19 protein-coding genes are annotated in these 19,171 nt (G+C 46.4%); 10 read left to right on the forward strand and 9 right to left on the reverse strand.

Annotation, left to right across the window (positions count from 1 at the left end):
• Nucleotides 1-24 precede the first annotated feature (24 nt).
• The 3 genes from gldE to mutY all read right to left on the reverse strand — a co-directional run bounded on the left by gldE (nt 25) and on the right by mutY (nt 3,157).
• On the reverse strand, nt 25-1,386 hold the full coding sequence (gldE, locus tag BMZ54_RS05680) for a gliding motility-associated protein GldE (RefSeq protein WP_238386503.1): 1,362 nt from the start codon (nt 1,384-1,386) through the stop codon (nt 25-27).
• Between the two features lie 153 nt (nt 1,387-1,539).
• Complete coding sequence (locus BMZ54_RS05685) at nt 1,540-1,995, reverse strand: single-stranded DNA-binding protein (RefSeq protein ID WP_089907311.1); 456 nt, start codon at nt 1,993-1,995, stop codon at nt 1,540-1,542.
• Between the two features lie 97 nt (nt 1,996-2,092).
• Nucleotides 2,093-3,157 carry an A/G-specific adenine glycosylase gene (gene mutY, locus BMZ54_RS05690; protein ID WP_089907313.1) on the reverse strand — a complete coding sequence of 355 codons (1,065 nt, stop codon included), beginning with the start codon at nt 3,155-3,157 and terminating at the stop codon, nt 2,093-2,095.
• A gap of 386 nt (nt 3,158-3,543) precedes the next feature.
• Between mutY and BMZ54_RS05695 the strand changes: the two genes are divergently transcribed.
• From BMZ54_RS05695 to BMZ54_RS05705, 3 genes are all read left to right on the forward strand, one after another.
• Nucleotides 3,544-3,831 carry an HU family DNA-binding protein gene (locus BMZ54_RS05695; protein ID WP_029464490.1) on the forward strand — a complete coding sequence of 96 codons (288 nt, stop codon included), beginning with the start codon at nt 3,544-3,546 and terminating at the stop codon, nt 3,829-3,831.
• 24 nt (nt 3,832-3,855) lie between these two features.
• Complete coding sequence (locus tag BMZ54_RS05700) at nt 3,856-4,704, forward strand: tetratricopeptide repeat protein (RefSeq protein WP_089907315.1); 849 nt, start codon at nt 3,856-3,858, stop codon at nt 4,702-4,704.
• A 482-nt stretch (nt 4,705-5,186) separates the two neighbouring features.
• A complete protein-coding gene (locus tag BMZ54_RS05705) occupies nt 5,187-6,737 on the forward strand; it encodes an Rne/Rng family ribonuclease (protein ID WP_089907317.1) in 1,551 nt (516 codons plus the stop codon).
• A gap of 154 nt (nt 6,738-6,891) precedes the next feature.
• Here BMZ54_RS05705 and BMZ54_RS05710 read toward each other — a convergent pair whose 3' ends face one another.
• Entirely contained in the window at nt 6,892-7,218 is a 327-nt protein-coding gene (locus BMZ54_RS05710; protein WP_089907319.1) for a cupin domain-containing protein, read from the reverse strand.
• A 152-nt stretch (nt 7,219-7,370) separates the two neighbouring features.
• Between BMZ54_RS05710 and BMZ54_RS05715 the strand changes: the two genes are divergently transcribed.
• A complete protein-coding gene (locus BMZ54_RS05715; RefSeq protein WP_143080918.1) occupies nt 7,371-9,026 on the forward strand; it encodes a L,D-transpeptidase family protein in 1,656 nt (551 codons plus the stop codon).
• A 118-nt stretch (nt 9,027-9,144) separates the two neighbouring features.
• Here BMZ54_RS05715 and BMZ54_RS05720 read toward each other — a convergent pair whose 3' ends face one another.
• Entirely contained in the window at nt 9,145-9,525 is a 381-nt protein-coding gene (locus BMZ54_RS05720; RefSeq protein WP_089907323.1) for a RidA family protein, read from the reverse strand.
• A 121-nt stretch (nt 9,526-9,646) separates the two neighbouring features.
• Between BMZ54_RS05720 and BMZ54_RS05725 the strand changes: the two genes are divergently transcribed.
• From BMZ54_RS05725 to BMZ54_RS05750, 6 genes are all read left to right on the forward strand, one after another.
• Complete coding sequence (locus tag BMZ54_RS05725; RefSeq protein WP_089907325.1) at nt 9,647-10,309, forward strand: 3-hydroxyacyl-CoA dehydrogenase family protein; 663 nt, start codon at nt 9,647-9,649, stop codon at nt 10,307-10,309.
• A gap of 5 nt (nt 10,310-10,314) precedes the next feature.
• Entirely contained in the window at nt 10,315-10,992 is a 678-nt protein-coding gene (gene tsaB / locus BMZ54_RS05730; protein ID WP_162277479.1) for a tRNA (adenosine(37)-N6)-threonylcarbamoyltransferase complex dimerization subunit type 1 TsaB, read from the forward strand.
• Between the two features lie 428 nt (nt 10,993-11,420).
• The gene (locus tag BMZ54_RS05735) at nt 11,421-11,672 is read left to right on the forward strand and encodes an ArsR/SmtB family transcription factor (protein WP_198315147.1); all 252 of its coding nucleotides are present in this window, start codon (nt 11,421-11,423) and stop codon (nt 11,670-11,672) included.
• Between the two features lie 200 nt (nt 11,673-11,872).
• On the forward strand, nt 11,873-13,276 hold the full coding sequence (locus BMZ54_RS05740) for an MBL fold metallo-hydrolase (protein WP_089907330.1): 1,404 nt from the start codon (nt 11,873-11,875) through the stop codon (nt 13,274-13,276).
• 331 nt (nt 13,277-13,607) lie between these two features.
• A complete protein-coding gene (locus BMZ54_RS05745) occupies nt 13,608-14,093 on the forward strand; it encodes a BON domain-containing protein (RefSeq protein WP_089907332.1) in 486 nt (161 codons plus the stop codon).
• A 19-nt stretch (nt 14,094-14,112) separates the two neighbouring features.
• Complete coding sequence (locus BMZ54_RS05750; protein ID WP_089907334.1) at nt 14,113-14,496, forward strand: LysM peptidoglycan-binding domain-containing protein; 384 nt, start codon at nt 14,113-14,115, stop codon at nt 14,494-14,496.
• Here the strand turns inward: BMZ54_RS05750 and BMZ54_RS05755 are convergent.
• The 4 genes from BMZ54_RS05755 to BMZ54_RS05770 form a co-directional block, all read right to left on the reverse strand.
• On the reverse strand, nt 14,493-15,353 hold the full coding sequence (locus tag BMZ54_RS05755; RefSeq protein ID WP_089907336.1) for a lysophospholipid acyltransferase family protein: 861 nt from the start codon (nt 15,351-15,353) through the stop codon (nt 14,493-14,495). The genes BMZ54_RS05750 and BMZ54_RS05755 overlap by 4 nt on opposite strands.
• A 16-nt stretch (nt 15,354-15,369) precedes the next feature.
• Nucleotides 15,370-16,965 (reverse strand): L-aspartate oxidase, encoded by a 1,596-nt coding sequence (gene nadB / locus BMZ54_RS05760; protein ID WP_089907338.1) that lies wholly within the window; start codon nt 16,963-16,965, stop codon nt 15,370-15,372.
• A gap of 88 nt (nt 16,966-17,053) precedes the next feature.
• On the reverse strand, nt 17,054-17,728 hold the full coding sequence (locus tag BMZ54_RS05765) for a lysoplasmalogenase (protein WP_089907340.1): 675 nt from the start codon (nt 17,726-17,728) through the stop codon (nt 17,054-17,056).
• Between the two features lie 51 nt (nt 17,729-17,779).
• Nucleotides 17,780-19,117: a sensor histidine kinase gene (locus tag BMZ54_RS05770; protein ID WP_089908416.1), complete on the reverse strand. Its 1,338-nt coding sequence runs from the start codon at nt 19,115-19,117 to the stop codon at nt 17,780-17,782.
• Nucleotides 19,118-19,171: the final 54 nt, after the last annotated feature.

Raw genomic sequence — 19,171 nt, forward strand, 5'->3', positions numbered from 1 at the left:
GTTGGAATAGTTGAAAACAGCGGGTTAGCCGGCGGCTACACCTTCATCCTGACGAATGGTGACCTGTACTTTCTGGATGCGCATTTTGCTTACTTCCAGTACGGTAAAGTCAAAGCTGTTGTAATTAATAACGCTGTTCTCTTCCGGAAATTTGCCGGCCAGCTCTAATATCAGCCCGCCAATGGAATCGCTTTCGCCTTTTACATGTTCAAAAGTATCAGGCGGTACGTTCATAATGCGGCAAACATCGTTCAGCATGGTCTTTCCTTCAAACACGTAGGTGAAGTTATCTACTTTGCTATAGTTAAATTCTTCCTCGTCAAATTCATCCTTAATATCGCCGATCACTTCTTCCATAATATCTTCCAGGGTTACAATACCGCTGGTGCCGCCAAATTCATCCACCACTACGGCAAAGTGCATACGCCGGGTCTGGAATTCTGTCAGCAGGTCCTCTATCAGCTTGTGGCCATGCACAAAAAAGGGCTGGCGCATCACCTCATGCCAGTCAAAACCGGCGGCTTTGCCCAGGTGGGGCAGCAGGTCCTTGGTGTGAATAACACCTACAATATTATCCAGGTTGCCTTTATACACGGGCAGGCGGGAATAGTGCAGGTCTGCCACCTGTTTGGCTATCTGTTCAAAAGAGCTGTCATATTCAATACCGGAAACATCCAGGCGGGTACGCATGATCTGTTTCACCGTAATGTTGCCGAATTTGAGAATGCCTTTCAAAATATTCTTTTCCTCCTGGGAGGTGGTAGGGTCTACGCTCAGCTCAATGGCTTCATCTATTTCCTGGTAGTTAACGGCGCCGCCGCTTAAACGGTGAAACAGGCGGCCTTCTATGCTGGCGCTCATATCTACAAAAAAGTCACTTACCGGCTCCAGCGTAGCGTGTATAATGCTTACAAACCAGGCAAAGTAAGTAGCAAAGCGAATGTTGTTCTGCGCCGCCCATACACGGGGCAGCACCTGCCCAAAGAACAGGAGTATAAAACAGATCACCGCTATCCGCACTACCAGGGAAATTACCGGCAGGGTTTGCAGGTCTTCCATTTGGGTAATCAGGTAGTTGGTGACCATTATAAAGGCAATGGCCAGTAAAATGCCGGCTATTTGTAAAGATGCCAGTAATGATTTGGGCTTTTCCAGCAGCTTGGTAATGAGCTTGCCGCTGGTGTTTTGCCTGGTTTTCAACACGTTCAGGTCCTTGTAGTTGAGCGTAAAAAAGGCAACCTCAGCACCGGAAACTATAAAGGCCAGTAATAATAATATGAATATTACCAACAGGTATATAACCACGTTGGGCGTGGCAATAGGGGGCGCTGCAGCCTGTAGCAGCAAGGGCGTGCCGGAAAAAATGCTTGCCGAATGGAACTCCAAAATATGTTCAACTTTAGGTCAAAAATAAGGGGAAAGTAGACCCGTTGTTCATTGCGGATTGCTTTCCCTTATGCAAATATAAGGTAATGTCCCAATTGGGACGGTTATAAAAATACGTAATATTTTTCATGGATAATGGAGTGAAGCCCAATTTTAGAAGGGCAGATCGTCTGCCGGTTCACTCATGGAAGGAGGTATTTCCATGTTGGGGAAATTTTCGCCGGTGGAACTTCCGGTGTTGCTATGGTGGATGGCATGCTCGGCATTATTCAGGTCCATGCGTTTATCCAGCATAACCAGGTTATCGCCCACTACCTCTGTAGCAAATTTCTTGTTGCCTTCCTTATCTTCCCAGCTGCGGGTACGGAGGCGTCCCTCAATATATACTAAACTGCCTTTGTGCAGGTACTTTTGTGCCAGTTCCGCTAATCCACGCCATAAAACCACCGTATGCCACTCTGTTTGCGAAATGAGCTTCCCAGCCCTGTCCTTAAAAGTTTCAGTCGTAGCGAGAGAGAATTTAGCTACCGCAATATTGCCTTCCAAAAATTGTACATCCGGATCCCTACCTAAGTTGCCAATCAGGATTACTTTATTAACACCTCTCATAGTTGTAGGATTTAATCTATTGATGAAATGTTCTTCTATAAACAACCTCTTTAAAGTTAATGTTTTTTTCCAATCGGCGGATAAATTTTTATAAGTGCTAAAACAATCCCAGCGACTTATTCTGCAGAAAATCCGTGATGGTTTTCGGGAAGGCATAGCTGTTCAGCCGGGCACGAGGAACGGCCATGTAGTGCGCCAGCTCAGGGGCTTTGGCCGCTGTTAGTAAAATGAACTGGCTGTAAATGGTTTGGTGTGTTAGCTGCTGTTTGAATGCAGGGGATATACCCTGCACAGTATATGGTATGTTGTGCATCACCTCCTTAAAAGCGGTATATGCTTCCAGCTCATTCGCATTTATGGGGCCCGGCATTTCTATTAATATGAACTCGTGCAGGTTTTGCCAGATATCATTCTCGGTACGTTTACGGATATACACCTGGTCTTTATATTCCAGCACTATATAATAGAAGTACCTTTTCTTAATGACCAGCTTTTTGGTCTTTACCGGCAGCTGCGCCACCAGCTGTTGTTTGAAAGCCACACACTTAGCAGATAAAGGACATTGGAGGCAGGCCGGCTGCTGGGGCTTGCACACCACAGCCCCGAAATCCATAATGCTTTGATTATAAACGGCTGACTGGTTAGCGGGCAGCAATGACTGGGCCAGCGCGGCAAACTCTTTTTTACCGGCCGTACTATCTACCGGGGTATGAATGCCAAAGTAACGGGCCAGCACCCGGAACACATTACCATCCAGCACGGCATGCGGGCTGTTAAAGGCAAAAGAGGCAATAGCGGCAGCGGTGTAGGGGCCTATACCTTTCAGGGTTTGTATCTGTTCATGAGTATCAGGGTATTGTCCCTGGAAAGTATCTACGATCTGCCGGGCGGCGGCCAGCATATTCTTACAGCGGGCATAGTAACCCAGGCCCTGCCACATACGGAACACTTCCTCCTCCGGGGCAGCGGCCAGATGCTGCACGGTAGGGTAGGCAGTGGTGAACTGTTCGTAGTAGGGCAGGCCCTGTTCTACACGGGTTTGTTGTAGTATAATCTCTGATAACCAGATCTTATAGGGGTCTTTAATACCTTTCCAGGGCATGGTGCGGGTATTTTGTTCCTGGTTCCAGGCCAGCAGCTGCTCCGTAAAAAACTTTTTCATGCGCTGCAAATATAGAAGTTGCGGTGCTAATGTACTGATATGCTGTAGGAGGGATATTAAATATTTATCTGGGATTTAGCTAAAAAGCATAAAAAAAATAATCTGATATGAATATTATTTTTTGTATATTCGTTACTCAATGGTTTTGTGAAATTTTGATTTCGGGGGGTGGTAATCATTGGAAAGTATGGAGCACACGCATCTGGCCCATTTCCCAAAGAGGCTTTTTGCAGGGTCTTTGAGCAGTGAAACGCGTCAAAATAAGCAGGTTATACGATTGGAAATAATTAGTATAAAGAAAAAAGATAAAATTTATCTCGCTTAAAATCAGTAATTATAATTTTTTTATATATTTTTGAGACATTAAGTAATCCTCCGCTTCAATTATGAGAAAAGCTGACTTGATAAACAACATTGCTGAAAAAACCGGCATCCCCAAAGTAGATGTGTTAGTGACACTCGAGGCTATGTTTAAGGAGGTAAAAGAAGCGCTTGCTAATGGCGAGCACATTTACATCCGGGGTTTTGGTAGTTTCATCACTAAGAAGAGAGCCGCCAAGATTGGCCGTAACATTAAAAAGAATGTGGCTGTGGAAATTCCAGAGCACTACATTCCAGCCTTTAAGCCGTCTAAAGAATTTGTTGCTGAAGTAAAGAAGCTCAAAAGTTCTTAATTTTGCAGCCTAATTCATTTAGGCATGCAAAAATCACAAGTTCTCCTGGTAGGTACTGCTGTAGCATTACTCGTTGTATTGCTGGCATTTGGCCGTACCCTACCCCGGCCTGATAAGAATGCTATGCCCACTGTCACCCGCCCCATGGGCGGTAACGGACAGGAAGTAAAACCCATCTCATTCAGTGAGCTGCTCGCATCTGCCAAGCAAAAGGTCCCTGCTGAAAAGCTATTGCTGATCAATTCCTGGGAGAATAAAGTGGTCAGAGGCGATGTGAAGAACCAACAAATAGCCGCTTACAAACAACTCTATTCCGCCTGGGATAGCTTAAACCAATTGCCTGTAGCCGCGTACTACCTGGGCCAGGCAGCCAAGTTGGAAAATTCCGAAAAAAGCCTCACCTTTGCAGCCAATTTATTTTTGGAGCACCTGCAGCATGCCCAAGAGCCCGGTGTAATGAAATGGGAGGCCCAGGAGGCCATTACGTTATTGGATCAGGCCATCACCCTGAATCCCGGAAACGATTCCCTGAAGATCAAACAGGCGCTGGTGTATATGAACACCGGAGATCCTATGGTTGGCGTACAAAAGCTAAGGGCGCTGGTAGCAGAACATCCTGATAATATAGAGGCCCAGGTAACACTGGCGAATCTTGCTATTACATCAGGGCAGTACGACAAAGCAATTGAGCGAATGGAAACATTGCTCCAAACGCATCCGGATGAAGCCAAGGCCTATTTTGTGCTGGCAGAAGCTTATCGGGGCAAAGGAGATGTGAAGAAGGCGGTGACCTTGTTTCAGAAATGCAAGGAATTACTAAAAGATCCGGAACTCAAGGCAGAAATAGACGGTTATATTAAAAGCATTCAATAATATTCTATTATTAAACATTTAAAAACTTATTAAAGTATGCCTTGCGGTAAGAAAAGAAAAAGACATAAAATAGCCACACACAAGCGTAAGAAAAGGTTAAGAAAGAACCGGCATAAGAAAAATAAGAAATAAGTATTTCTCCTGTTTCCCGCCATTTATACTTAACAGGTATATGGCTGACGCGTGATCACATATTTTCTTTATATAGCCTGCATGATCCCGGCAATGATTATTTAATTGTGAATTGCTCTCAATTTATTAAATTGCCGATGTCATGCAGGTAATTTCCCTAGATCCCGCAACAGCATTCCCGGATATCACCTGCAGATCACTAAACCCTTAAGCAATCCATCATCACGTATGTGACGAAAATGCTGATTGTGTTATACAGTTGGCGATTTTTTGGTATGCAGTTAGTTGTACCACCAACAACAGGCATTTCCATTTTTAGGTGAAGTTATAATGGTAAAAATTTTGGACGCTTGAATAAGGAACTTATTATAAATGCGGCACCCACCGGTGTGGAGATAGCGTTGCTGGAGGATAAGAAGTTAGTGGAGCTGCATCATGAAAGCGGCAATCCCAATTTTGCAGTGGGGGACTTGTACCTGGGAAAAGTTAAAAAACTCATCCCGGGCCTCAATGCAGCTTTTGTAGATGTAGGCTTTGAAAAAGATGCCTTTCTACATTATACGGATCTTAGTCCCTATATACGTTCTATCCTTAAATTCACACAGCAGGCTGTCAACGATAAATCCCCTGAAGGATTTGACTTTACGAAGTTTAAGAATGAACCGGAAATTGTAAAAACCGGTAAGATCACTGATGTGTTAGGCGGTAAGCCCAACATACTTGTTCAGATATTAAAGGAGCCCATCTCTTCAAAAGGCCCGCGCCTGAGCTGCGAGATCTCTCTTCCCGGAAGATTTATTGTGTTAACACCCTTTAATGATATTGTTGCCGTATCTAAAAAGATACACTCTTCCGAAGAAAGAAAGCGCCTGCAGAAAATTGTAGAAGCTATTAAAACGCCCAACTTTGGCGTAATAGTGCGCACCGCAGCTGAAGGCAAGAAAACAGCAGAACTGCATGAGGACCTGACCACCCTGGTAGAAACCTGGAAGAATATACAGGCTAACCTGCGTGGTGCACAGCCCCCGCAGAAAATACTGAGTGAACAGACAAAAACCACCAGCATACTGCGCGACCTGCTGAACGAGAGCTTTAACCGTATAGTTATTAACGATAAGAACATCTACTCCGATACCAGGGCCTATATTCAAAAAATAGCCCCTGAAAAGCAGGACATTGTTACTTATTACCATAACGGCGCACCCATATTTGATCACTTTGGCATTACCCGCCAGGTGAAAGCCTCTTTTGGTAAAACAGTGAACCTGGACAGTGGCGTGTACCTTATTATTGAGGCTACGGAAGCGCTGCATGTGATAGATGTGAACAGCGGTTACAAAAGCTCCAGCAACAACCAGGAGCAGAATGCCCTGGCCAGCAACCTGGAAGCAGCCGCTGAAATAGCCCGGCAGCTGCGCCTCCGCGACTTGGGTGGTATTATTATCATTGACTTCATTGATATGAAGCTGCCGGAGAATAAGAAGGTGGTATATGAGGCTATGGAGAGATTCATGGCCCAGGACCGTGCCAAGCACACCATTCTGCCCATCTCCAAATTCGGCTTAATGCAGATCACCCGCCAAAGGGTTAAACCGGAAGTAACGATTTCTGTTGCGGAAGATTGTCCGGCCTGTAAAGGCACCGGCAAAATAGGCGCCTCTGTATTAATAATAGATGATATAGAAAAGAACCTGCACTACCTGATCAACCATCAGCATAAAGGCTTAACCATCCGCGTGCACCCCATCTTATTTGCCTTTCTTACCAAAGGCTTCCTGAAGAGCAAACAATGGAAATGGTACTTCCAGTTTAAGAAATGGATCCGGATCAAGGCGGATACTAACTATCACCTGACAGAATACCGCTTCTTTGATGCAAGCGACGAAGAGATAAAATTATAATGTGCAAATATGCAGCTATGCGAATGTGCAAATGGAGTTCCGTTTGCACATTTTCATTTTAGTACGTTAATGAATTACAGCCCCACGGCGGAATAACTTCCACCATTTATCATCAACCAGCGCATAGCACATTCCTTCTCATCTGCACATCCCCTTATCTGTAGTCTTCCCTTACCGGGCAAAATGTATCAATGATCTTACAGGTAGTAATTGCTTTACCGCCATGCAGGGTGTTAGGGGGGATCAGCAGCGTATCGCCCTGGTTAAGGGTATACACACTATCACCCAGCTGCATTTCAAAAGTACCTTCCGCAATGTAGGTGATCTGCTCATGCATATGCTGGTGTATGGGCGATATGGAGCCTTCCGTAATTTCCCAGAAAGCCAGCGTACTTTTTTCTCCGTGTACAAAACGGCCGGTGTGCCCGGGTACGGTAAGGCGCCCGGGAATGTCTTTTACAGATTTAGGTGCAGGTAACATGGGTCAGACTTATTTAGGTGAAAATTGTTTTAAAATTAACCGGATACCAGGATTTTACCAAACCGGCAACTTATGGGGTACGTATATTTGCGTATAGTGAACCATTTCCTTTAACAAGGTTTGTTACGGACATTTTAAATCCACTCACGCATATGCAGGTACGAAATTTACTCTTTTTGCCAGGTATTGTATTAATATTATGGATAAGCGCCTGCCGGCAGTCCGGCGCGAAAGGACCGCTGGGGCGCGATTCCACCCACTATACCGGGCAGGAGTACCTGGACCGTATGCTGGACAGCAATGCCCTGCAGGGATTCTTAAAAGCAGATTCTGCCTACCATGCCTATAGTGATCAGATCAAGAACTTTTACCGGAAGCGGAGCTACCACTACGCCTGGATCTCTAATGAAGGCCGCTTAACAGAGCAGGCAGGTAACTTCCTTAACATGATCAGTAATGATGAACCGGCAGGTACACCGGACAGTAAGATCGTAAACCCTGCGCTTAGAAAGTTGTATGATAAAGTAATACAGGACAGTAACCGGATAGCCGCCCGCGATATTACCACGCTGGAAATGATGCTCACCGGCCAGTTCTTTGCCTACGGCAATAAAGAATGGGCCGGCATGACAGCTGATACGGCCAAAGACCTGGAATGGTTCATACCCCGTAAAAAGCTGGACATTGAAACCCTGCTGGATTCTTTGGTGCAGGAACCCAACAATACGTTTGAAGAGCCGGTGAACCGCTATTATATCACCCTGCGCAGCGCATTGAAAAAACTGGTGGCTATGGAAGAACATACCCATTGGGATTCCATTCGTGCAGATAAAAAATTATATAAAAAGGGCGATTCCGCTGCGGTGGTTAGCCTGGTAAAAAACCGTTTATATGCCTGGGGCGATCTGAAAGCGCCGGATACCAGCGGATTTTTTACCCCGGCACTGGATACGGCTATACGAAAATTCCAGGAGCGTATGGGGCTTGCTGTAAATGGTACTATACAGCAGCCGGTGCTGAATGCGCTGAATGTATCGCTGCAGCAACGCATTCAGCAGATCTTGCTGAACATGGAGCGTATGCGCTGGATCCCCGTAGATCCCGGTAAGGAATACCTGCTGGTGAATATACCTGCATTTAAATTATACGCCTATGAGAACGGGAAGCTGGCCTGGAACTGTAATGTAGTAGTGGGTAAGCCCGGCGCCAGTACGGTTATTTTTACGCGCCCTATGCAGTTCATTGTTTTTAGTCCGTACTGGAATGTAACACCAAGTATAATAGCGCATGAAATATTACCGGCCATAAAACGTAACCCTGGTTACCTGGCGCGCCAGAATATGGAAGTAGTAGGCGCCAGCGGTAAAGAGATCCCTGCAGGCAGCATTAGCTGGGGTAAATACAGCGGAAATAATTTCCCTTACATCATCAGGCAAAAGCCCGGTGGCGCCAATGCCCTGGGTAAAGTAAAGTTCCTGTTCCCCAATGAGTATAATATTTACTTACATGATACGCCTTCCCGTCATTTGTTCGGGGAAACCAAACGTTCCTTCAGCCATGGCTGTATAAGGGTAGGGGAGCCGCAGCACCTGGCAGAGTGGCTGCTGCGTAATGATCCGGCGTGGACAAAGGATAAGATCGTGAAAGCCATGAATGCGGCTAAGGAGCAATTCGTACCCCTGAAAAATAAGATCCCGGTATTTATTGGCTACTTCACAGCTTATGTTGACAGTCAGGGCCAGCTAAACTTCCGCGATGATGTGTACGGGCATGATGCGAGGTTAGCCGCACAGCTGTTTGGAAAATAAGGCGATGTGCAAATGCGCAGATGGTGTATCTGCATTCACGGGTGCGCATTCATATGTGCATTAGCACTGTATGAGGAAAGTGTTACGCATTCATCCGCATATTTGCACATCTGCACATTTATTTCGCTGCAATCACAGAGATCTCCACATTTACGGCTTTGGGTAATGCAGATACCTGTACGGTTTCGCGGGCAGGAAAATGACCGCTGAAGTATTTGCCATACACTTCATTCACCTGCGAAAAATTATTCATATCGGTAATGAAAATGGTGGCTTTCACAACGTCGCTGAAATCCATATGAGCGGCGGAAAGTATATGTTTGATGTTCTGCATCACCTGGTGCGTTTCATCCATAATGTTTTCCTTTACCAGCTGATTGGTTTCCGGGTGCAGGGCTATTTGTCCGGATACAAACAACATATTGCCGGCTTTAACGGCCTGGTTATATGGTCCTATGGGCGCAGGAGCATCCTGGGTATTAATGATCTGTTTTTCCATAGCGCAAAAATAGTAAAGATGAATGATCAAAAATGATCAGGTGCTGCCGGCCCCGTATTGCTAAAATGATTAGTTGTTTGTTTTTACCCGGAAATAGATACGTTTGCAAAAACTTTTGAACATGAACATCCTGGTAGTAGGCGATGCCGCCCGTTACGAAGAATTGCAGCAGAAAGGGCTGGGCAGCCACCGGGTACGTTGGGTACAAAATTTAGATATTGTAACTTTGCCCGGCTCATTTGACCTTGTAATAGACCTGGTGCTGGATGATGCGCTGCATCACGCAGCTGTTTATGCAAAAGCAGCAGCCGTGCCAGTGCTGGCAGGCCTGGCAAAAACATCGCTCAGCGATCTGATGCACGCCTATGCATTCAGCTATGGGTTTAATATAATAGCCTGTAACTGGCTGCCGGGCTTTATTAACCGCCCGGTTACGGAAACGGCTATACTGGATGAGGAGCAAAAGCCTGTGCTGGAGAGCCTGATGCAGCAGCTGGGCTGGCAGTACGCGCTGGTGCAGGATAGCGTTGGTATGGTAACGCCGCGGGTAGTGAGCATGATCATTAACGAAGCATATTACACTACGGAAGCAGGCACCGCCACCCGGGAAGATATTGATACTGCTATGAAGCTGGGTACCAATTATCCGTACGGCCCATTTGAGTGGGCGCAGCATATAGGTATTAAACATGTGTATGATATATTAACAGCAGTGCATACTGCCACCGGCGATGAACGGTACCGCGTATGCAGCCTGCTGCAGCAGGAAGCGCAAAAACAATAACACCCTTGGCAATAATATTAAATATAGATACGGCTACGGCCACCGGCTCAGTAGCGCTGTCAAAAGATGGCGTGGTGCTGGCTATGCGTGAGAATACGCAGGAGCGGGATCATGCGGCTATTCTTACTTTATTTATCCAGGAAATATTACGTACGCAAAATATATCACCTGCACAGCTGGATGCCATTGCGGTAAGCGCGGGCCCGGGCTCTTACACCGGTTTGCGCGTAGGTGTGGCTACCGCTAAAGGATTGTGTTATGCCTGGAACAAACCGCTGCTGGGTATTTCTACCCTGCAAATGATGGCGCAGGGAATGATCATCGCAACACAGGATACGCATGCGCTGTATTGCCCGCTGCTGGACGCGCGCAGGCAGGAAGTGTACACCGCTTTATACGATGCACAGCTGGATGAACATATGGCTCCGCAGGCGCTCATATTAACAGCGGATGCATTTAGAGAGTGGCTGGATAAAGAGAAGATCTACTTTTTTGGAGATGGCAGTCCCAAGTGGCAGCAGCTGATGCCGCCACATCATAATGCTGTTTTTGCATCTTATCATATCAGCGCAGCGCACATGGTTCCCCTGGCAGAAGCGGCTTTTCAGCGGCAACAGTTTGCAGATGTAGCCTATTTCAGCCCTTATTACCTGAAGCCGTTCTATACACCAGCTAAAGGGTAAAAAGGATGTTTTTACCTGGTTTTTTATCTGCTTTTATCCTTTTTCAGCTCCCCTTTTTTGTCAGTTTTAGTATTTAGCCCCTTTCTTGTGCACATTTGCCTCGTATATTCGTGCTAGAATGTCACGGAATTGTCAAATAACGCTATTTTAGCACGTAACGCCAGTTATATATGAAAAAATAAGGTATAGAAGTTTTTTTTATTGTGACAAATATTATAATTTTGTATAAATCGATACCCGGTACTGTTTTCTAACAGTTGTGGGTTGAAAACTGTCCGTTGATCCCTTTCATTTCATCATTTTTAAAAAACTATTATGCGATGGAAAAAACATTATTAACGACCTCTTCTAATACTCTTATTATTTCTAGAGGTAACAATGAAAAAGACCAAATCAAATTGGATTACATTGCCGTTAAAAAGGCAGCTATGGTATTGCGTGCAATTAATCATAAGCTGCGCCAGCAAATGATAAAGCTGCTGGAAGATCACAAGAAAATGACCGTAACAGAGATCTACGTAAAGCTTCGACTGGAGCAGTCCGTAGCCTCTCAGCACCTGGCTATCTTACGCCGGGCGGGCATTGTAATTACAGAGAGAGATGGTAAATTTATCCACTATACTATCAACAAGCAGCGCATTGCTGAAGTAGCAAAGTTTGTGGAAGAACTGGTTGGCTAATTTTAGTAAAAAGTAAGAATAGCCCTTACCGGAAATTATACCGAATTGAAAAGTATCCGCCGCGATGGTGGATACTTTTTTTATATGTACCCATTATCCGGAATGATCATTTTACCTTGAATGTTAAAATAAAGTAATACCCCGAAATCACCTGTTCAGTAAACCCCCAAACCTTCGTATTTTTGCCAAAATCAAAAACCATGTTCATTAAACAGTTATATACTAATTGTTTGTCGGAAGCTGCGTATTTCATAGCTTCTGATGGAGAGGCCGCAGTTATAGATCCGGTAAGGGATATTGATGCTTACCTGGAGCTGGCCAAAGAACAGAACGTAACCATTAAGTATATTTTTGAAACACACTTTCACGCTGATTTTGTTTCCGGCCATTTGGATCTGGCCGCTGCCACACAGGCGCCTATTGTATATGGGCCTAATGCGGAAACAGGTTTCCCGGTATATTTAGCAAAAGATGAAGAGCAATTTAAGATCGGTAAAATAACCTTAAAGGTGCTGCATACCCCCGGCCATACTTTAGAATCATGCTGTTATTTATTGCTGGATGAAAACCAGCAGCCGCACAGCATATTTACCGGCGATACACTTTTTGTTGGAGACGTAGGCCGCCCTGACCTGTTTAGCGGTAACCTGAGTAAAGAAGAATTAGCCGGTTTATTGTTTGACTCACTGAACACTAAAATAAAAACGCTTCCGGATCATGTAACCGTGTACCCGGCGCATGGCCCCGGCTCTGCCTGCGGTAAGAACCTGGGACCGGATACCTATAGCACCATTGGCGATGAAAAGAGCAGCAACTACGCGCTGCTGGCTAATGAGAAGGATGAATTTATACAGGTGGTAACTACAGACCTTACGGCGCCGCCATCTTACTTCCCGGTAAATGCAAAGATCAATAAAGAAGGATATGATGCGCTGCAGGCCATTATGGAAAAAAGCCTGAAGCCTTTAACCGTAGCGGATTTTAAGCGTAAGATGAAAGATGATGTGCTGATACTGGATACCCGCAATGCCAATGAGTTTGCAGAAGGATTTGTACCTACCTCCATCAGCATAGGGCTGGAAGGCCGCTTTGCAGAATGGGCCGGCAGCCTGCTGCCCTTTGACCAGGAAATTATACTGGTTACTGCACCGGGGCAGGAAGAAGAAACGGTAGTACGCCTGGCCCGTGTAGGATTTGACAATGTAAGCGGTTACCTGGAAGGCGGTTACCAGGCCTGGGTTGATGCCGGTGAAGACCGTGACCTGATCATTAGTATAGAACCGGATGAACTGGCCATGGACATTCCGCATGATCCTAACCTGATAGTGCTGGATGTGCGCAAACCCGCAGAGTATGCAGACGGGCACGTGAAAGATGCACAGAACCTTACTTTGAGCGATATGGCCGATCCCGGTACTATGGCGGACTTTGATGATAATCATAACCTGTATGTACACTGTGCCGGTGGCTACCGCAGCATTATTGCCTGCTCTATACTGAAACGGGAAGGCATTCACAACCTGCGGAATGTAACAGGTGGTTTTGCCAAAATAAAAGAGGAGCAGGGAATTGAGATCGTAAAGGAAAAGAATGTATTGAACTAATGTACTGATATTTATTTCCAATAAGCAGGCCCTGATGGATTAAGATCTGTCAGGGCTTTTTGTTGCGCATTCATTAAAACAAAGATCAGCACATTCACACATCTGGATATTAGCACATTAATTCATATCGTGAAATTTGGTTAAGCATAGCCGCGATGTATGATCCCCGGCAACACTTATCTGTACGGTAATAGCAGCTTTTTGTATGATTGGCTGCATGCGGTGGGTTGTTAACAAGGCTTATTCTTTTGGATTGATTAGCAATCACTTAAAACAAAAATTAATTGCCGGTTACCCCCTAATTCGTTAAATTCCTATAAAATACTTAACCATGAAGAAACTACTAATGGCCTGTTGCTTGCTGGCAGGCGTCTTCCTTTTTGCCTGCAAACCCAATGACTCCAAACTGCAGCAGGCGGTAAATGAAAAACTGATGGCTACCCCCGGCGTAAGCGCCACCGTAAAGGATGGGGTAGTAACCCTGAATGGCGAAGTAACCGATGATACCGCCAAACAAACGGCGGAAGATGCCGCCAAAAATGTAAAAGGTGTAAAATCGGTAACGAACAATATTACCGTACAGGTGCCGGTGCCTGAGCCCACCCCGTCGCCGGTAACCATTAACCCGGATGAGGTGTTAAAGAACACATTGGACTCCACCTACAAAGCAGCTGGTTATTCCGGTGTAACCGTTTCCGTTATGAACGGTGAAGTAACGCTGGAAGGTAAAGCAAAGAAGAGTGACCTGCGCAAGATCATGCAGGCTGCCCAGGAAGCCAAACCTAAAAAAGTGAACAACAAACTCACCTTGCAATAACCATCAAAACTTTACAGCCATGGGCTTACAGGACAAATATAAACAGCTGGTAGACCAGGCTAACAGCGCCGGTATCAGCAACCTGCAGGTAACAGAGCAGGATAATGTACTGTACATAAACGGTACTGCACCTTCTGCACAGGTGAAAGATCAGTTGTGGGATACATATGAAAAGCTGGATCCTGAAATGCGCTCTGCGGATGTGGTTATGAACATCAGCCTTGCAGAAGGAGCCGCTTCCAGCGAGCAGGTATATGAAGTGAAATCGGGCGATAGCCTGAGCAAGATCGCCAAAAATTATCCCGGGGTAAGCTGGAAAGATATTTTTGAGGCTAATAAAGACCAGATCAAGGATCCAAACCTGATACACCCGGGTCAAAAGCTGAAGATACCGGCTGTTTAATTCCCTTTCCACTCATGCTTCCAGCGTTTGTGGCTCCATACCCAAACTTCTGGTTGCTCGCGGATGTTTTTTTCCAGGAACTGTACAAATGCTTCGGTGATCTTACCCTCCGGTACTTCCAGCGGGTTTTCAAACACGAGGCTTAGCTTTGCTTTGTAATAACCGCGCTTTACTTTCCTGATATCTGCAAATACCACCGGTATATTATTGCGGCGGGCGCTCATTTCAGGGCCTTTGTAAAAGGCGGTCATTTTATTGAGGAAGGGGAACCAGTAACAGCGGCGCGGATCACCGGGGTTCTGATCCGCCACCAGAGCTATCAGGTATTGTTTGTGCAGCCAGGGAGCCATGGCGTTACGGATGTCGTTAGCCGGCAGCAGCGTGCTGCCGGACCTTTCCCGGAAGTGCCGGAAAAACCGATCAACTGCCTTATTGGTAATAGGCATGTACACCACCAGGAAGGGGAAACGTACGCCCTGTATGCAAAACAGGTTAGCCCATTCCCAGTTAAAATTATGGCCCAGGTGCAGCTGGCAGCTTTTACCTTGCTCATACAGCTGTTGTAATACGGTAAGGTCGCAGTCAAAGCGGCGGCGCAGCTGTTTAGGACTTATGGTCAGCAGCTTGATGGTTTCCACCATCATATCCGTAAGATTGCGGTAGTATTTGCGGGTAAGCCGTTTTATTTCCCTGGGGCTTTTATCCGGGAAAGCCTGTACCAGGTTGGCATGCACTACGGCGCGGCGATAGCCGGCTATGTGGTACACTACCAGGTACAATACATCACTTACCCCATACAGCAGCCACAGGGGCAGCAGTGAAATAGCGTAAGCAAATATCAGCAACAGGTAATACATGAGGCGCAAAGGTACGTTACAACACAATATTCTGTACCAGCGCTGCCTTATACGGGTAATCAGTATTATAATGCAGGCCGCGGCTTTCTTTACGGAAATCAGCCGCTTTCACGATCAGGTAGCCTACGGTGATCAGGTTACGCAGCTCGCATAGCTGGGGTGAGACTTCTGTTTTCTGGTACAGCGCTTCCGTTTCCTCGTGCAAAATATCCAGGCGGCGTGAGGCGCGCTGCAAACGTTCGTTGGTACGCACAATACCCACGTAGTCACTCATGATCTGCTTTAATTCCTTGAGGCTTTGCGTAATCAGGATCATTTCACGGGGGGCGGTGGTACCGGCTGCATTCCAGTCTGGCACATCCTCTTTAAAGGCGGTATAGCTTATTTTCTTCACCGCATCCTGGTAACAGCGGTGGGCAAATACCATGGCTTCCAGCAGGGAGTTGGAGGCCAGGCGGTTAGCGCCGTGCAGTCCGGTGCTGGCGCATTCGCCGCAGGCGTACAGGTTATTAATGGAGGTACGGCCCCACTCATTGGTTTTAATACCGCCGCAGCTGTAGTGCGCGGAAGGCGCAATGGGTATCATATCCTTACGGATGTCTATACCTATGCTCAAACATTTTTCATAAATATTTGGAAAGTGGTGCACAAACTTCTCATGGTCCATATGCCGGCAATCCAGGTATACATATTCAGTACCGGTTATTTTCATCTCACTGTCTATGGCCCGGGCCACAATGTCGCGCGGGGCCAGGGATAGGCGGTGGTCATACTTGTGCATGAACTCCTCTCCGTGTATGTTGCGTAATATGCCGCCATCGCCACGCACGGCTTCCGTGATCAGGAAGGAGTTGTTAACCCCCGGCTGGTACAGCGCAGTAGGGTGGAACTGTATAAACTCCATATTCTCAATACGGCCTTTGGCGCGGTACACCATGGCCACACCATCGCCGGTAGCAATAGAGGGATTGGTGGTGCTGCGGTACACCTGCCCGTTACCGCCGGTAGCCAGCAGGGTTACCCGGCTCAGGATCTTTTCGATCTGCTTGGTTTGCAGGTTTAGTACATATACGCCGTAACACTCAATATCAGGGGTGCTTTTGGTAACAAGGTAGCCCAGGTGGTGCTGGGTAATTAGGTCAACCACAAAGCAGTGGGTGACCAGCTCTATGTTGGGTTTTTTATGAATAGCGTTCAGCAGGGCCCTTTCAATTTCTTTGCCGGTAACATCTTTATGATGGATAACGCGGAACTCAGAGTGCCCGCCTTCCCGGCCCAGGGAGTATTCACCATCGGGGTTTTTATCAAAGTTGGCGCCCCATTCAATAATTTCGTGTACCCGTTTCGGTCCCTCTTTCACTACTATCTCTACAATGTGCTGGTTACACAGGCCATCGCCGGCAATAAGCGTATCTTCTATATGTTTTTCAAAGCTATCGTTCTCCAGGTCGTTCACCACGGCTACCCCGCCCTGCGCGTATTTGGTATTGGTTTCGTCCTCCCGCGTTTTGGTAATGATGGTGATCTTTTTATCCGGATAATATTCTGCTACTTTTAAGGCATAGGTAAGTCCTGCAATACCCGATCCAATCACTAAGAAGTCTGTTTGCATAAACCGGTCTGATTTTAGATTTACGATTTTAGATTTACGATCTAAGGTCATCCGTCAGAAATCGTAAATCTAAAATCCCAAATCAAATTTACGCTTTAACGCGTGAATTCAAATACCTGGTGCTGCCTTCGATCAAAGACCACTGCGCGAGGCCATAAGTGAGCATAATAAGCACACCGGCTGCCGGAAAGTTATGGTAGAAGCGCTGCAGGGCTATCATGGCATCTGAACAAATGAAAAGGAGGGAGCCGGCAATGCAATACCAGCCCATAGGCTGCTCCCCGAAGCGGAAAGCGTGCATAACACATAACAGGGTAAAGGAAATGGTACTGGCGTATACTATAACGGGCACGCGCATACTACCCAGGTAAGGGAATATAAAGAACAGGAAGGCTATCACTGCTGCTTCTGATAAAAAAATGAACAGGTACTTACACAGGGGGAGGGGATAGTTGGTGTACCGTACTTTCAGGAAAAAGCCGATGTAGGCCAGGTGGGCCAGCAGAAAGCAGCCCAGGCCTGGTAAAAAGTATGCCGGCCACAGTAGAAAAATATCTCCTGCCCAGGAAAAAAAGAGCGCAGCCAGTAAGAAATTACGGAAAACAGCGGGCCGCAAATGGTTAATACGCGCCAGCAAATAAACACCCAGCAATACCATCAGCAGGGGTTTGGTAACAAATCTGACAGCATCTGCCTGCAGCACAATGGCAATAAGATCAGCCAGCAGCAGAATGAAATAGAGCACGGGCCAGCGTAAGTTCATACAGTGGTGGTTATCAGTGAGGTGTTAGTACAGCATATAAATATAACAAAACTATACCACTCCCAGCACAATGTAAAAGGTGGTGCCTTCTTCATTGCTGCTGTTCACTTTCAGCTGCCCGCCATGTGATTGAATGATCTGCTGGGAAAGGCTAAGCCCAATGCCGCTGCCTTTTTTCTTGGTGGTATAAAAAGGGATGAAGATCTTATTCAGCGCATCGGCATCAATACCGGGGCCGTTATCAATAATGGCAATACATACCTGCTGAGGATTGCTCATGTAGGTTTTAACATGAATATCCGCCCCGGTAGTATGTTCCAGCGCATCCATAGCGTTCTTAATAAGGTTAATGAGCACCATTTGCAGCTGGGCAATATCTGCATGTATGTAGGCATCATCTGCTTCCGGGGTGTACTGGTAATGCACGCCGGCCTGCCGCAGCTCCGGCAGCAGCAGGTTACTAACAGAGGTGATAAGTGCTTTCAGGTTCACATCTGTGAACTGTGGCTTAGGCAGGGTAGTATAATCGCGGTAAGCATTCACAAAGTTCATAATGCCTTTGCTGCGGCTTTCCACGGTTTGCAGGGCTTCCTGCAGGTCGGCTATGGCTTCCGGCTGCTGGGTATAGGGCGCAATATCCTGCTCAACAATTTCCTGCATGGTACCAATAAGGGATACAATGGGTGTAACGGAGTTCATGATCTCGTGCCGTAAGATCTTGGTAAGGTTTTGCCAGGCTTCCAGCTCCTTTTCCTGCAGCTCCGTATGAATGTTCTGTAGACTGATAAGCTTTACCAGCCTGCCTTGCAGGCGAATGGTAGCAGCGTGTATGGATAGCTGTTGTTCCTGGCGGGTGCGGTACAGGATCTTATTGCCGGAGCGTAGCTGTAACAACAGCTCCGGCAGATCGGGGTGGGTGCTTTTTAGTTCTGCAATATTACGCAGGCGGTAAATATTCAGCAGGCGGAAAGCGGAGGGGTTGATGAGCTCTATTTTTCCTTCTGCATCAAAAGACAGCATACCAATGCTGATATGCTGTACAATCGTATCAATATACTTCAGGTTAGCTTCTTTCTCAGCACGGGTTTGGCGAAAGGCGTCCAGCACTTCATTAAACTGCTGGTTCAGCTCCCGGAAGCTTTTGCCCATTTTATTGTCCGCATTAAAACGGATGGAAAAATCTTCATAGCGGATGGATTCCAGGAACAGCGTTAGCTTGCGGTTCACCCGGTTCAGGTAATAATACAAACCATAGATCTGAATAATGGTAAGTACAACCAATGCTATACCCGGGATAACGCCTGCCAGCCGCCATAGCCAAACACCTGCTGCTATGGTAACTGTTAGCAGCAGAATGCGGAGGAATATATTTATACTGAAATGACTCATGGAGTGCTTAACGCTGAATGCCGAATGCTTAACGCCGAACGCATAATGCAAGCA

The organism is Chitinophaga rupis, from assembly GCF_900109685.1.
GTDB lineage: Bacteria > Bacteroidota > Bacteroidia > Chitinophagales > Chitinophagaceae > Chitinophaga > Chitinophaga rupis.